The organism is Nakamurella sp. (assembly GCF_044224575.1).
In the GTDB taxonomy this organism is placed as follows: domain Bacteria; phylum Actinomycetota; class Actinomycetes; order Mycobacteriales; family Nakamurellaceae; genus Nakamurella.
In genome coordinates, this window is record NZ_JBGAKE010000003.1 from 378278 (window position 1) to 392302 (window position 14025).

At 69.4% G+C, this 14025-nt stretch carries 13 protein-coding genes; 5 read left to right on the forward strand and 8 right to left on the reverse strand.

Annotated features, from left to right (window positions below):
• Positions 1-19 precede the first annotated feature (19 nt).
• Positions 20-1045, reverse strand: a complete 1026-nt coding sequence (locus ACILSK_RS05625) for an endonuclease domain-containing protein (protein ID WP_395726139.1) — start codon at positions 1043-1045, stop codon at positions 20-22.
• A 93-nt stretch (positions 1046-1138) separates the two neighbouring features.
• Positions 1139-2443, reverse strand: coding sequence for an adenylosuccinate synthase (locus ACILSK_RS05630; protein ID WP_395726140.1), 1305 nt, complete (start codon positions 2441-2443; stop codon positions 1139-1141).
• A 109-nt stretch (positions 2444-2552) separates the two neighbouring features.
• Here ACILSK_RS05630 and ACILSK_RS05635 point away from each other — a divergent pair, with 109 nt between their 5' ends.
• A complete protein-coding gene (locus ACILSK_RS05635; RefSeq protein ID WP_395726141.1) occupies positions 2553-3239 on the forward strand; it encodes a hypothetical protein in 687 nt (228 codons plus the stop codon).
• Positions 3240-3264: 25 nt separating this feature from the next.
• Positions 3265-4482 carry a pyridoxal phosphate-dependent aminotransferase gene (locus ACILSK_RS05640; protein WP_395726142.1) on the forward strand — a complete coding sequence of 406 codons (1218 nt, stop codon included), beginning with the start codon at positions 3265-3267 and terminating at the stop codon, positions 4480-4482.
• Between the two features lie 529 nt (positions 4483-5011).
• Here ACILSK_RS05640 and ACILSK_RS05645 read toward each other — a convergent pair.
• The 4 genes from ACILSK_RS05645 to ACILSK_RS05660 form a co-directional block, all read right to left on the reverse strand.
• Positions 5012-6100: an IS110 family transposase gene (locus ACILSK_RS05645; protein WP_395726143.1), complete on the reverse strand. Its 1089-nt coding sequence runs from the start codon at positions 6098-6100 to the stop codon at positions 5012-5014.
• A gap of 617 nt (positions 6101-6717) precedes the next feature.
• Positions 6718-7125: a DUF3151 domain-containing protein gene (locus tag ACILSK_RS05650; protein ID WP_395726144.1), complete on the reverse strand. Its 408-nt coding sequence runs from the start codon at positions 7123-7125 to the stop codon at positions 6718-6720.
• A 345-nt stretch (positions 7126-7470) separates the two neighbouring features.
• Complete coding sequence (locus ACILSK_RS05655) at positions 7471-7755, reverse strand: WXG100 family type VII secretion target (RefSeq protein WP_395726145.1); 285 nt, start codon at positions 7753-7755, stop codon at positions 7471-7473.
• Positions 7755-8054, reverse strand: coding sequence for a WXG100 family type VII secretion target (locus ACILSK_RS05660; RefSeq protein WP_395726146.1), 300 nt, complete (start codon positions 8052-8054; stop codon positions 7755-7757). Before ACILSK_RS05660 ends, ACILSK_RS05655 begins: the two co-directional genes overlap by 1 nt.
• Before the next feature lie 284 nt (positions 8055-8338).
• On the opposite strand from ACILSK_RS05660, the gene ACILSK_RS05665 reads away from it, so the two are divergent.
• Positions 8339-9277, forward strand: coding sequence for an NAD(P)H-binding protein (locus ACILSK_RS05665; protein ID WP_395726147.1), 939 nt, complete (start codon positions 8339-8341; stop codon positions 9275-9277).
• 47 nt (positions 9278-9324) lie between these two features.
• Positions 9325-10044 (forward strand): type II CAAX prenyl endopeptidase Rce1 family protein, encoded by a 720-nt coding sequence (locus ACILSK_RS05670; protein WP_395726170.1) that lies wholly within the window; start codon positions 9325-9327, stop codon positions 10042-10044.
• Positions 10045-10481: 437 nt separating this feature from the next.
• Here ACILSK_RS05670 and ACILSK_RS05675 read toward each other — a convergent pair whose 3' ends face one another.
• Positions 10482-11444, reverse strand: a complete 963-nt coding sequence (locus tag ACILSK_RS05675) for a peptidoglycan-binding protein (RefSeq protein ID WP_395726148.1) — start codon at positions 11442-11444, stop codon at positions 10482-10484.
• Between the two features lie 507 nt (positions 11445-11951).
• On the opposite strand from ACILSK_RS05675, the gene ACILSK_RS05680 reads away from it, so the two are divergent.
• Entirely contained in the window at positions 11952-12911 is a 960-nt protein-coding gene (locus ACILSK_RS05680) for a DMT family transporter (protein ID WP_395726149.1), read from the forward strand.
• A gap of 139 nt (positions 12912-13050) precedes the next feature.
• On the opposite strand, the gene fbaA is transcribed toward ACILSK_RS05680, so the two are convergent.
• Positions 13051-14025 (reverse strand): class II fructose-bisphosphate aldolase (fbaA, locus tag ACILSK_RS05685; protein WP_395726150.1); only part of this gene is annotated, 975 nt, incomplete at its 5' end.

Genomic DNA, 14025 nt, shown 5'->3' on the forward strand with positions numbered 1-14025 from the left:
AGCGGCCGCGACGCCATGATCAACAGGGGTGCGGGATTGGTCCGGGGCGCCACCCGGCATCGATCAGCGCGCGCCGCACACGCCCGATGCACGCCTCCCGATCACCGAAGAACGACCGTTTGGCGATGCGGACCACCCGCCAGCCCGCAGCTGCGAAGTCATCGAGCCGACCGATATCGCGGTCGAACTGCACGCTGTCGACCCGATGGTGATCGCCGTCGTATTCGATGGCCAGCCGGTAGCGGCGATAGAGCAGGTCGGCGCGGCCGACGAAGATCCCGCTGGAGGAGTAGACGTCCACATTGAGTTCGGGCTCGGGGAGGCCGGCCGCCAGGATCGCCAGTCGGACCAGACTCTCCGGTCGCGACTCCGCACCGGGCCGGACCAGCTGCAGGGCGCGGTCGGCGCGGGCCTTGCCCCGTCCGCGGAAGCGTTCCACCCGGTCGCGGAGCGTCGGCAGATCGAGCCAGGGCCGGTCGCCGGAGTCCGTCGCCCGGCGCGGCGCGAGGACCAGGGCATCGCCGACCGCGACCAGATCCTCGACCTTGAGAACGGCACCGAGCTGGCAGAACAGGGTGGCCGGATCGATCAGCAGATGGTCGTCGCGCCGCACCGTGAACGCGAGCGGGTCGGAAATCGCGTGGCCCACCACGTCGGACCGCCGGGGTGGGTGCTCGGGCAGCATCACGCCGATATGGATCGGTTCGTCGGCCGGCAACGTCGGCAACGCCGGCAGCGGGAGGGGCCACAATCGGGCCGCGGTGCGGTGGGTGAAGAAGGCGCCGGGCGGCACGATCAGTCCGACGGCGACGCATCGGTCGCGAAACCGAGCCTCGGCCGTCCGACGGGCGTCGGCTGACCCGTCCTGATCGAGCGACTCGGCGCCCGGCTGCGCAGGCGCCGCGGCCTGCCGGACTCCGGGGAACGGTCGATCCAGGTCGTTCGCTCGCATCCGCCGCCTGGTCAGGCCCATCCGTCGCCCCTGATCGACGGTGAAGGCAACCTTGCCCAGATCCGGCGGTAGCTCACTCGGTATTCGGGTCATCGACGAATGGTGAAGGATTTCCGGGAATCGGCCGCGGAGTTATCCACAGGGCATCCCCAACGCCCCTTTTTTGGAGTGGTTATTGCCGGGTGGTTATTGCCGGGTGTTCGCGGCGAGCACGTCGTGCAGCACGATGGTCTGATCCCGCCCGGGCCCGACGCCGATGGACGAGACGCGGGCCCCGGACAGCTCCTCCAGCCGGCGCACGTAGGCCTGCGCGTTCGGCGGCAGCTGCTCGAAGGTTCGGCAGCTCGAGATGTCCTCGAACCAGCCGGGCATCATCTCGTAGATCGGCTTGGCGTGGTGGAAACCCGATTGGGTGGGCGGCATCTCGTCGCAGCGGGTGCCGTCGACGTCGTAGGCGACACAGATCGGCACTTCTTCCAGCGAGGACAGCACGTCCAGCTTCGTCAGAAAGATGTCAGTGATCCCGTTCACCCGGGATGCGTACCGGGCAATGACCGCATCGAACCAGCCGCAGCGGCGCAACCGCCCGGTCGTCACCCCGACCTCGCCACCGGTCTTGCGCAGGTACTCGCCCCACTCGTCGTGCAGCTCGGTCGGGAACGGGCCCGAACCGACCCGGGTGGTGTAGGCCTTGAGGATGCCGAGCACCGCGGTGATCGACGTCGGCCCGATCCCGGCGCCGACTGCGGCCCCACCGGCGGTCGGGTTGGACGAGGTGACATACGGGTACGTGCCGTGGTCCACGTCCAGCAGAGTGCCCTGCGAGCCCTCCAGCAGGATGTTGTCCCCACGGACGACCGCCCGGCCCAGCTCCAGCCGGGTGTCGGCGATGCGGTGCTTGAACCCCTCGGCCTGCTCCAGGACGTCGTCGACGATCCGGTCGGGATCCAACGACTTGCGGTTGTAGATCTTGACCAGGATCTGGTTCTTGATGTCCAGCGCGGCCTCGACCTTCTGCCGCAGGATCGACGGGTCCAGCAGGTCCTGCACCCGGACCCCGAGCCGCGCGACCTTGTCTCCGTAGGCCGGCCCGATGCCGCGGCCGGTCGTACCGATCTTGGCCTTGCCCAGGTAGCGCTCGGCGACCTTATCGATGGCCACGTGGTAGGGCATGATCAGGTGCGCGTCGGTGGAGATCATCAGCCGGCTGGTGTCCACGTCACGAGCGTCCAGCCCGCCCAGCTCGGTCAGCAGCACCCCGGGATCGATCACCACCCCGTTGCCGATCACGTTGGTGACACCGGGCGTCAGGATCCCCGACGGGATCAGGTGCAACGCGAACGACTGACCGTCCGGCAGGACGACGGTATGCCCGGCGTTGTTGCCACCCTGGTAGCGAACGACCCATTGCACCCGCTCGCCGTAGAGGTCGGTGGCCTTGCCCTTGCCCTCATCCCCCCACTGGGCGCCGATCAGCACCATCACCGTCATGGCACACTCCCATCCGTCGACGGCATGCCACCCGACGCCGGACCGAAGCCGTCGGGCGCCTCGAACCACGACGGTCCGGCCGCGATGCGCCAGAGAGAAAGGGTAAACGGTGGGCGAACGCGATGCGGTCACCCTGCTGTGGTGCGGCGAGGATTCTGCCCCGCCCGAGCGGTTTGCCCCGATCTTGACCGCTTTCCCCCCTGCGCAGATCCGGCCCGTCGGACCGCGCCCCGGCACGCAGATCGATGCGTTGCTGACCGGGCGGGTGCTGGTCGTCGGCGACGACGCCGATCTGGCCGCGGTGACCCTGCGCCTGCTGCGCCGGGACCTGCTGGGATCGGTGGAGTTGGCCTACGCGACCCCGGCGGCGACCTCGTTCACCCGGTTGCACGGGTTGCCGACGGGTGCCGCCGGAGCCGATCTGGCCCGCCGGGGCACGGCCCACGAGGTCACCCTGGTGCGCGACGACGTCGGCGGCGTCCTGGTCGGCGCCGGCGAGCTGGGCCCGATCACCAGCGGCACCGTGTACGTGGATGAGCAACGGGTGCTCCGCGGCGGCGCCGAACGGATCCGGGTGGTCCCCGACGCCGCGAAGGGCCTGACCGTCACCGTGGTCCAGCGGCGGGTCGCCGGGGTCTTCGGTCCCCGCCCCCGCACCACCGCGGGGCGGGCCGTCCAGCTGGGCATGGCCCCGACGACCGTCCGGTCGGACGGCCGCGACTACCCCCGACTGATGGACCGGTGGACGTTCTACAAGCACACGGCGCCGCTGCGACTGGTCTGCCTGCCGGGCTGACCGATGCGGGTGGCACCCTTGGACCATGCGCCTCGTCACCCAGAGTCTCAAGCTTCGCGGAGTCCGCTACGACGTCCGGGGTCCGATCCTGGAAGAGGCCGAGCGGCTCGAGGCCCAGGGCCACAAGATCCTCAAACTCAACATCGGCAATACCGCACCGTTCGGGTTCGACGCCCCCGACGCGATTCTGGCCGACATGATCCACAACCTGCCGGAATCCCAGGGCTACAGCGACTCCCGCGGCATCTACTCGGCGCGCACCGCGGTCGCCCAGTACTACCAGTCGCACGGCCTGCGGCAGATCGACGTCGAGGACGTCTACATCGGCAACGGGGTGTCCGAGCTCATCTCGATGGTGTTGACGACGTTCGTCGACGAGGGCAATGAGGTGCTGGTGCCGGCGCCCGACTACCCGCTGTGGACGGGGGCGGTAACCCTGGCCGGCGGAACCGCCGTGCACTACCGCTGCGACGAGGCGAACGGCTGGATTCCCGACCTGGCCGATATCGAGGCCAAGATCACCGCGAACACCTTCGCGATCGTGCTGATCAACCCCAACAACCCCACGGGCGCGGTGTACGGCGCGGACGTCGTGCGCGGCCTGATCGACATCGCCCGCAAGCATGACCTGGTCGTGATGGCCGACGAGATCTACGAGAAGATCATCTTCGATGATCACGTGCACCACCACGCTGCGACGTTCGCCGGCGACGACGTGCTGTGCCTGACGTTCAGCGGCCTGTCCAAGGCGTACCGGGTGTGCGGGTACCGGGCCGGCTGGGTCGCGGTGTCCGGCCCCAAGCACCTGGCCACCGATTTCCTCGAGGGCCTGACCCTGCTGGCCAACATGCGGATGTGCGCCAACGTCCCCGGTCAGCACGCGATCCAGACCGCGCTCGGCGGCTACCAGTCGGTGAACGAGCTGATCGTGCCCGGCGGCCGGTTCTACGAGCAGAGCAAGCTCGCCTGGAACCTGCTCAACAAGATCCCCGGCGTCAGCTGTACCGAACCGCAGGGCGCGCTGTACTGCTTCCCCAAACTCGACCCGGACGTCTACCCGATCGAGGACGACCAGGAGTTCGTCATCGACCTGCTGCGGGCCAAGAAGATCCTGGTCACCCACGGCACCGGGTTCAACTGGTTCGAGCCGGACCACTTCCGCCTGGTCACCCTGCCGAATGTGGAGATCCTTGAGGAGGCGATCGGCCGGATCGCCGCCTACCTGGAATCGCTGCGCGAGTAGTGGCCGATCCGGCGGTGCCGCTTGGAAACGGTCGACCCGGGTGCCGCACCGGCCGGAGAAGCACCCGGACAGGGCCGCTCCGTCGGTCCGCTCGCGCCGGGGTGGCCGGACCACCGGCCGCGTCCTGATCAGTCGACACCATCGGCGACCTATATGCCCGAAATGCGCCGTTGTTGCGCGTTCGTTGTGGTAACGGGCTGATCAGTCGAAACCAAAGGCGACCGATATGCCCGTAATGCACCGTTGCTTTGGGCTGGGCCGACCGGTGCGCTGATCGAAGTCTCGAATTGACGCCCGATTTATCCGTATTGATGGGACTTGGACGCTTCTATGTTTGTCAAGCCCTGTTGATGATCTTGTTCGCGTTCGGCTTGGCGTCGGGTGCGCGCGCCGGCGTCTCCGGACGCGCGGCTCCGGGGCCAAAGAGCGGGCATGGCTGAGCAGCCCCTGCCCGGTCCGTGGAACGAGGGGGCGTCGTCATCCCGACGGCCGGGCTTGGCCTCGGCTCGCCAGGCCCGCTGGGGGTGGGTCAGGCGGCCAGCGGGGCCCGCTCGCCGGTCGGGTTCAGGGCGTCGACGGTGCGCAGGATCTTGAACATCTCCCGGGCGATGTACCGCTTGAGCATCCGGCGGATCTCCTTGGCCGTCAGCTGGCCGCTGCGCCGACGGATGTAGGCCTGGGTTCGCTCGTCCCACTGCGCGCGGGTAACCGCGACGGTGTGCAGGGCCCGGTTCAGTTGGCGGTCGCCGCCCCGGTTGAGCCGGTGCCGCACGATCCGGCCGCTGGACGCCGGGACCGGGCTGACCCCGGCCAACGCCGCGAACGCCGCCTCGTCCCGGCAACGGCCGTGATGGCTGTAGGACACGATCAGCTGGGCAGCGACGACCGGGCCGACGCCGACCTGCTCGAGCAGCTGCGGAGCGACCTCGGCGATGATCGTCTTCAGGCTCTTGCCGTTGTCCCGGATCTGCTGATCCAGCCGCACGATCTCGCTCGCCTTGCGGCGCAGCACGGCCACCCGGGCCTGCTCATCGATCGGTCGCCCGCTCCGGCAACGGGCCTTGGCCAGCTTCTCCAGATCCGTTCCACTCAAACTCTTCCGGCGCATCGCCTGGTGCTCAGCGGTGCCCGTCAGCAACTCGGCCAGCAACTGGTTGTTCAGCTGGGTCCGTTGCCGGGTCATCTGTTCCCGGTCCACCACCAGCAACCGCAACGCCTCCCGCACCCCGTCCCCGGTCCGCGGCTCCGGCACCCGCTCCACCGCCATGGCCAGCACCTTCCGAGCGGCCAGCACCGCATCACCCGGATCGGACTTGCCCCGCCTACCCCGCTCCCCACGAGAGGGCCGCTCGACCTCGACGACCCGGACCCCGACCGCTTCCAACGCCCGGCACAGCCCCGCCCCGTAGCTGCGAGTGCCCTCCAACCCGACCAGGAACCGCCCCGACGGCACCACCCGCAGGATCCAAGTCACCACCTCGGCGTAACCCTGCTCGTCGTTGTCGATCGTGATCTGGTCCAGCACCGCCCCGACCGGGGACACCACACACAAACTCGTCGTATCCACATGCGTGTCACCGCCGACGACAGCGTCGACAGAATCTGCCACAGTAGGCATCAGCTCGCGCTCTCCTTCCAGAGCTCGGGTCAACAAGTCGACGCCGGCCTGGAGGACCCACCCACGGCACATCTGTGACGGGTCACCCAGTTCCCCGCCTGAACGGGGAACCAGGGACAGGCTTCTAATCAGGCCAACAGGTGAGCAGGCCGGCGTCGGCGCCCGGGACGACACGTCCAAATGAAGGCACACAGAAGTGGCCGAATCAGCGCCGAGCCAATCCCGAACACCAACCCCGAATCCTGGCTCTTGATCCACCAGAACCGGCCCACCAACACTCACAGATCAGCGCAGCCGGCCCGGAGGCGCGAGGCCCCAGCCGCACATGGGTTCAGCCCGAGGGGACGGCCCCTGCGGGGCCGACCGCCGTTCATCTCGGCACCAGGCGCCCGAAATGTCGGACTTGGTGCCGAGTTGATCAGCCTGACGCAGATTCGCCGACCCGCAGACGGTTTCAACCCGAGCGGACGGCCCCGGCGGGGCCGACCGCCGTTCAATTCAGCAAGAAGCGCCCGATATGTCGCATCTCCCGCCGAGTTGATCAGCCCGAGGCCGCGGCGGCGACGCGCCGAGACGGCCGGGATACCGGCGGACGACGCGAAGGACGGGGGTCCGGGTCAGGGCAACAGTTCGGCCGGAATTTGCGGATCGGCGTCGAGCAGGAACGCCTGCACCCGGGCGACCTCGTCCTTCTCCTCGAACAATGCCGCGGCCTGACCCAGCGCGGACAACGAGCGGAGGAAGCCGCGGTTGGGCTCGTGCGTCCACGGGATCGGCCCGGCCCCCTTCCACCCGTTCCGCCGCAACATGTCGAGCCCACGGTGGTAGCCGACCCGGGCGTAGGCGTAGGCGGCGACGTCGTCGCCCCGATCCAGCGCGGCTTCGGCCAACTCCGCCCAGGCGAGCGACGACGTGGGGTTCTGGCGCGCGACGTCGCCCGGCGGCTCGCCGGCGGCCAGCAGATCGGCCGCCGGATCGGCCGGCAGTTTGACCGGTGGCGGACCCAACAGGTTCCCGGAAGTCATGTCCTGATCCTGCCATCGGCGCCCGATGCGGCGGACGGCGGACGCCCCGCTCCCCCGAGCTGATCGAGCGAGGCGTCCGCCCGCCCCGGACGGTCGGTCTGCGAAGCCCCACGGGACCCGGACCGGCGTCGCCCCGGACCGACGGGCCCCGGACCGACGGGCCGGGACCGACGGGCCTGGACCGACGGGCCTGGACCGGAACCGCCGGCCGGTCCCGGGGTCGATGTCGGCCGGCGGACCGGGCGCGCGCCGGGTGGCCGGCGCCGGGCACCGGGCGGCCGGCGGCGGGCACCGGGCGGCCGGCGGCGGGCGGCCGGCGGCGGGCGGCGGGTGGCGGGTGGCGCGTCAGCCGAACTGGGCCGCCATGGTCGCGTCGACGGTCCGGTACTGCTCGCCGGCCCGGCCGACCAGGTTGGCCAATCCCTGCAGAACCAGCTGCCGGTCCTGGGCGGCGGCGTCCCACCGCGCCTTGAGCGCCCAGTAGCTGGTCAACGTCTCGGCGTCCATGTCCGCCGTCGCCGCGATCCGGGAATCGAGTTCGGCCAGGTGACCCTCGATCCGGTTCCAGGTGGCCACCAGGCCCTGTTGACCGTCGGCCAGCGCTGCGTAGTTGACCGCGATCGTCGTCATCAGATCGCCGCCGGGATGGCCTGGGCCAACGCCACCTCGGCCTCGCCGAACCGGGAGGCCACCGCGGTCAGCGCCGACCCCTGACCGACGAGCGCTTCCTTGAGGCTGGTCGCATCGGCCAGATGCTGCTCCATCGCCGCGACGAACCGCGGGGCAGCGTCGCTGGACTGCCAGCCGGCCCGAATCTGATCCAACTGCTCGCGCATCGAGGAGATCTCCCTGGTCAGCGCGCCGGCCACCTCGGTGACCGCGTTCCCGGCCCCGGCGATCCGCTGGGTGTCGATCGTCAATCCCGCCACGGGTTCCACCTTTCTTCGCTGTGCCGGCCGCAGCGGCCGGGCATCTGGATCCTCGCCCGGCCGGCCGCTCGTCGATGCGTCGTCTTCGCCGAATGTGGACACAATTCGGACGTGTGGACAAAGTGCCGGGTCAGTTGCCCGGCCAGGATTCACCGTCACCAGGGGCGGGTACCGTCCGTTCCGACGGCCCGAACACGGTCCCGGTCCACGAACGAGCTGAGCAGGGGTGGGTCATGGCACTACCGCCGTCATCCGATACGGGCGCTTCCGCCGGTAGTCGCAGCATGAACTCCACCGTCCTGGTGACCGGCGCGTCCGGCTTCATCGGTTCCCACCTGGTTCCTGCACTGATCGAACGCGGCCGGCAGGTGCGCGCGATGACCCGCCATCCCGACACGTACTCGGGGGCGGGCGAGCCGGTCTACGGGGACGTCGCCGACCTGGACAGCCTGCGCACTGCGCTCGACGGGACCGGGGCCGCCTACTACCTGGTGCACTCGCTGGCCGACGACGATTTCGAGCAGCGGGACGCCGAGGCCGCCACCGCGTTCGGGCACGCCGCCGCCGATGCGGGGGTTCAGCAGATCATCTATCTCGGCGGTCTCGGCGACGTCGACGACCACCTGTCCCCGCACCTGCAGTCCCGTCGCGACGTGGAGCAGCTGCTGGGTCTGGGCGGGGTACCGGTGACGGTGCTGCGGGCGGCCGTGGTGATCGGGCACGGCGGGATCTCCTGGGAGATCACCCGGCAGCTCGTCGACCACCTCCCGGCGATGGTCACACCGAAGTGGGTGAGCACCAGGACCCAGCCCATCGCCCTGCTGGACGTCATCCGCTACCTGGCCGACGTGCTCGACAACCCCGGCGCCATCGGCGAAGTGTTCGAGATCGGCGGGCCCGAGGTGCTCAGCTACGCGGAGATGATGCGCCGGGCGGCCCGGATCCAGAACCACCGTTCCCCGCCGATCGTCCCGGTACCGCTACTCACCCCGCGACTATCGTCGATGTGGTTGGCGTTGATCACCGACGTCGACCAGGGCACCGCCCGCAACCTCATCGATTCGATGAACAACGAGGTGATCGTCCGGGACGACTCGATCCGTCAGCTATTGCCGGGTGAGCTCACCGGTTACGACGAGGCGGTGCGCATTGCGCTGGAGGACCGCGCCGACGACCCGTCGATCCGCCAACCGGAGCGATCTCCGGGCGCCGCGCGGTCGTGAGCGGCTCCGAACCCGGGGCCCCGGAGCCGCGGGCCCGGCGGTCGCGGCTGAAGGACTGGACCGACCGGGCCGGCCGGCTGGTCCGTCCGGCGCTGGTCGACCGGGTCGATCGTGATCACCGGCAACCGGACCACGAGTTCCGTCGGCGCCGGATCGTCGTGGCGATCACCCTGGTGGTCGGCGCGACACTGCTCGGCATCTCGCTCAACGTGCCCCCGGACAGCGTCGCGTTCTACCCGTTGACCTTCGCCCTCGCCGCGACCTGGGTGGTCGGCGGATTCGCGTCCGGCCCGCTCCATCTGGGTCGCATCCGCTTCCGCGGCGAGCTGCGTCGCCCCATCGTCATCCCGATCCTGCTCGGGTTGGCCGCCGCCGCGGTGTTCATCGTCGGCGCCGTGGTGGTGCGGGAGATCGAACCGCTACGCGAGACGACCGAGAACGTGCTCGCCTTCGCCCGCTACGGCTCGCTGCCACTGATAGCCCTGATCACCGTGGTGAACGGCATCGCCGAAGAGATCTTCTTCCGCGGCGCGCTGTTCGCGGCCATCGGCACATGGCACCCGGTCGCCATCTCGACCGCCGTCTACGCGTTGACCACCGTCGCCACCGGAAACGTCATGCTGGTGTTCGCGGCGGTGCTGCTCGGGTTGCTGCTGGGCCTGCAACGCCGGGCCAGCGGCGGCATCCTCGGACCGATCCTGACCCACTGCACGTGGTCGCTGACCATGCTGCTGGTGCTGCCGCCGGTGTTCGCCGCGGCCGGGTAGCGCATCCGCGGACGCGGATCGGTCCAGGCAACTCCCAGGCGGCGCACCGAACTCCGCATTGATCGGGAGTTGGGTTCGCCGCAGTGGAGTTGCCTCACGGGGGTGACCCTCGAATACGCCTCGGCGAGAACAACTCCTCCGACGCAGAGAGGCCCGGGGCGGCGTGCCCCGGGCCTCTCTCAGGCGCCATACGCGCGAGCTTCACGCGAGGCGGGTGCCGGTGAAAGGCATTCCGATGCCCTGCCGACAACGCTGTCATCATCCCTCCGATCGTCGGGATAATGCGAGCGACTTTGACAAAGTGTTATTCGAGGTGCCCCGAACGAGACCGCGGCCTGGACCGTTCCCTGCCGGGGTGACCGGAATGCGACGACCCGACCGGCCGATGCAGGTGCATCGTCCCGGTCGGGTCGCCCATTGGTGCCGGCCTCAGCCGACTACTGGCCTTCCCACGCCGCCTTCCAGGTCTGCGGACCCAGGATTCCGGACGGGTTGATGCCATTGCGGGTTTGCAGCGCCACCACCGCGGTCTTGGTGGCCGGCCCGTAGTACCCGGTACCGGTCAGCCCGTAACCGCGGCTGCCCAGCTGCTTCTGGAAGCACTGGAGTTCGCGCGCGGTGTCGCCCTGGACGAAAGTCTTGCCGGGCCACTCCGGCGCTGTCGACTGCCCCACCCCGCACGACTCGTTGGTCTGCGGGGAGTAGCCGGCGCCCGCAGCCGGCGCCGCCGGAGCCGGTGCCGGTGCCGGGGAGCCGGCCCAGGCCGCCGCCCAGGTCTTCGGGCCGATGTAGCCGACGACGTTCAGCCCCGCCTTGGCTTGCAGATCCAGCACCGCGGCCTTGGTCTTCGGACCGAAGTAGCCGGTCCCGACCAGGTCGTAGCCACGCGTGCCCATCTGCTTCTGCCAGGCCTTGAGGTCGTCGGAGTAATCGCCCTCGAAGAACTGGCGACCCGGGTAGGCCGGGGCGGCCGATCCGGAGGATTCGGAACCGGTGGACCCTTCGCTGGCCCCGCCGCCCGAACTCTGATTCCCGGGCGCCGGCGGCGCCACCCCCGACCGGGCGTCGCCGTCCTCGGTCAGTCCGACCAGGTAGGCGCAGACCCACGGATTCCAACCCCGCTTGCGGTAGAGCAACAGCGCCCGGTAGTCCTGTTCGGACGCCGACGCCTGGTCCGGTCGGCCTTGCCCACCGACCGACCGCCACGTCGACTGGTCGAACTGGTAGGCACCGTAATAGCCGTTGCCGGTGTTGATGTCATAGCGATTGGACGACTCGCACATCCGCAGCTGATACCAGTCATTCGCGGACGGGTCGGCCGCAGCCGGCCCGGCGAAGGCGACGAGTGCCGATGTGACGACCGCCGCGATGGTGGCCCCGATGGCCAACGAACGCCGCACAAGGCGCCCTTTCCTGGTCGCGTCGCCCGCCGGGCACGCCTCACGGCGCGCCGAAATCGCCGATCGTCCCGCACCGACAAACGGGTGCGCGACACCGGCGATCGATGACGACGTCCCTTCCCCTTGCTCAACGCCGTCACGCGAATTGCGCCTCGCTCGACCATTTCTCGTGTTCGGCGGATCGGCAACGGAGCAGAGCGAGGAGCTGCGCCGGAGCCGGACCGCGATCCGCGCGATCCTTTGCTTACCGTAGAGCACCAGTCACACGAGTCACAAGAGTCTCAGGGGACGCTCCAATACCAGAAAGCGACACCGGCCCCAATAGGACACGCCGAAAGTCGCCTGACCGGGCGATGGGCCACCCATTCGTCAGCAGCGCTACCGGATCCGGTGCAGAAACTCTCGCCGATGCTGATCGGCCACCCGGGAAGTCGCCGTGGGAGTGTGACGTTGGCGTCAACGGCGGGCGGTGCGGCCGGCCGGACGGCAAGAGAGCGAGGTGCGGACGTGACGCGACGAGGGTGGCTGCTGTTCGCCGCGATGAGCCTGATCTGGGGCATCCCGTACCTGCTCATCAAGATCGCGGTGACGGACGTCGACCCGCTCATCGTCGCCTTCGGCCGGACCCTGATCGGCGCGCTGCTGCTGCTGCCGATCGCGCTGTACCGGCGCGCTCTCGGCCCCGTTTTCCGCCGCTGGAAGGTGCTGCTGGTCTACACGCTGGTCGAGATCAGTGGACCGTGGCTCCTGCTGGGACATGCAGAGACGCGACTCAACAGCTCGACCGCCGGCCTGCTGCTGGCCGTCGTCCCGATGATCGCCGCCGTCATCCTGACGGTGATGGGCCACGACCGGTTCGACGTCCGCCGGGTCGCCGGCCTGCTCATCGGCTTCACCGGGGTCGGGTTCCTGGTCGGGCTGGACATCCACTTCGACGACCTGATCGCGGTCGGCACGATGATGCTGGTGGCGGTTGGCTATGCGGTCGGGCCGATCATCATCAACCGCCGGTTGTCCGACCTGCCGCCGATGGGGGTCGTCACCGCCTCCCTCATCGTCGCCGCGGTGGTGTACGCGCCGTTCACCCTGCTGGTCGGGCCGGTGCAGCTGACCGCCGACGCCGCGTGGTCCATCGCCGGCCTCGGCGTGATCTGCACCGCCGTGGCGTTCCTCGGGTTCTTCGCCCTGATCGCGGAGGCCGGACCGGCCCGGGCCACCGTGATCACCTACATCAACCCGGCCGTGGCCATCACCCTGGGCGTGCTGCTGCTCGGCGAGCCGTTCACCGCAGGTATGGCGATCGGCTTCCCGCTGGTCATCCTCGGCTCGGTCCTGGCCACCGCACGGGTGCGCCGCCGGCGTCCGGACGCTGGACCGGACGCCGCGATCGCGGCCGCCGACGGAACCACCCCAGCACGGCCGAGCGGGCCCGCCGAATCCGACGAGCCCGCCCCGCGAACTGCTTAGGGTCGGCCGAGCTTGCGAGGCCGCCATGGAGGCAGGAGGACCGGGCGCAGGCAATCTGGCGACGCAGGAGCCGGATTGTTCAGCGTGGTCCTCCTTGGCCGAGCGTGCGCGGCCGCCATGTAGCCAGTAGGACCGCCGGTCAGGCGCCCAGCGACTTCCCGGCCGAGCCCAGCTGCTCGCAGGCCTCGACGATCCGATCGGCCATGCCGACCTCGGCCAGCTTGTTGTACACCCGCGGGTCGTAGGCCTTCTTGTTGCCGACCTCGCCGTCCACCTTCAGCACACCGTCGTAGTTGGAGAACATGTGCCCGACGATCGGCCGGGTGAAGGCGTACTGCGTGTCGGTGTCGATGTTCATCTTCACCACGCCGTAGGAGACTGCCTCGGCGATCTCCTCGGCCGATGAGCCCGACCCGCCGTGGAAGACCAGCGAGAACGGCTTGGCGCCGGCGGCCAGACCCAGCTTCTCGACCAACGCATCCTGGCCGTCCCGCAGCACCTTCGGGCGCAGCTTGACGCCACCGGGCTTGTAGACCCCGTGCACGTTGCCGAAGGTCGCGGCCACGATGTAGGAATTGTCGACCGGCGCACCGAGCGCGTCGAGGGTCTCGAGGAAGTCCTCCGGCGAGGTGTACAGCTTGTCGTTGATCTCGGCGACGACACCGTCCTCCTCGCCACCGACGACGCCGACCTCGATCTCCAGGATGATATTGGCGGCCCTGGTCAGCTCGAGCAGCTCGGCGGCGATCTTCAGGTTCTCGTCCAGCGGCACGGCGGAGCCGTCCCACATGTGCGACTGGAAGATCGGCAGCCCGCCGGCCTTGACCCGCTCGGTCGAGGCGGCGATCAGCGGCTTGACGTAGGTGTCGAGCTTGTCCTTCGGGCAGTGGTCGGTGTGCAGGGCGACGGTGATGTCGTACTTCTCGGCGACGACCTTGGTGAACTCGGCCATCGCGATCGCCCCGGTGACCATGTCCTTGACCTTGGTCCCGGACGCGTGCTCGGCACCGCCGGTCGACGCCTGGATGATGCCGTCGCTGCCGGCCTCGGCAAAGCCGCGAAGCGCGGCGTTGATCGACGTGGACGAGGTGACGTTGATCGCCGGGTAGGCGAA

Excerpts from the sequence above, each read along its gene's own strand:
- ACILSK_RS05630 (WP_395726140.1), bottom strand. The coding sequence starts at position 2,443 with ATGACGGTGATGGTGCTGATCGGCGCCCAGTGGGGGGATGAGGGCAAG.
- ACILSK_RS05645 (WP_395726143.1), bottom strand. The coding sequence starts at position 6,100 with ATGCCTACTGTGGCAGATTCTGTCGACGCTGTCGTCGGCGGTGACACG.
- ACILSK_RS05650 (WP_395726144.1), bottom strand. The coding sequence starts at position 7,125 with ATGACTTCCGGGAACCTGTTGGGTCCGCCACCGGTCAAACTGCCGGCC.
- ACILSK_RS05655 (WP_395726145.1), bottom strand. The coding sequence starts at position 7,755 with ATGACGACGATCGCGGTCAACTACGCAGCGCTGGCCGACGGTCAACAG.
- ACILSK_RS05625 (WP_395726139.1), bottom strand. The coding sequence starts at position 1,045 with ATGACCCGAATACCGAGTGAGCTACCGCCGGATCTGGGCAAGGTTGCC.
- ACILSK_RS05665 (WP_395726147.1), top strand. The coding sequence starts at position 8,339 with ATGAACTCCACCGTCCTGGTGACCGGCGCGTCCGGCTTCATCGGTTCC.
- ACILSK_RS05640 (WP_395726142.1), top strand. The coding sequence starts at position 3,265 with ATGCGCCTCGTCACCCAGAGTCTCAAGCTTCGCGGAGTCCGCTACGAC.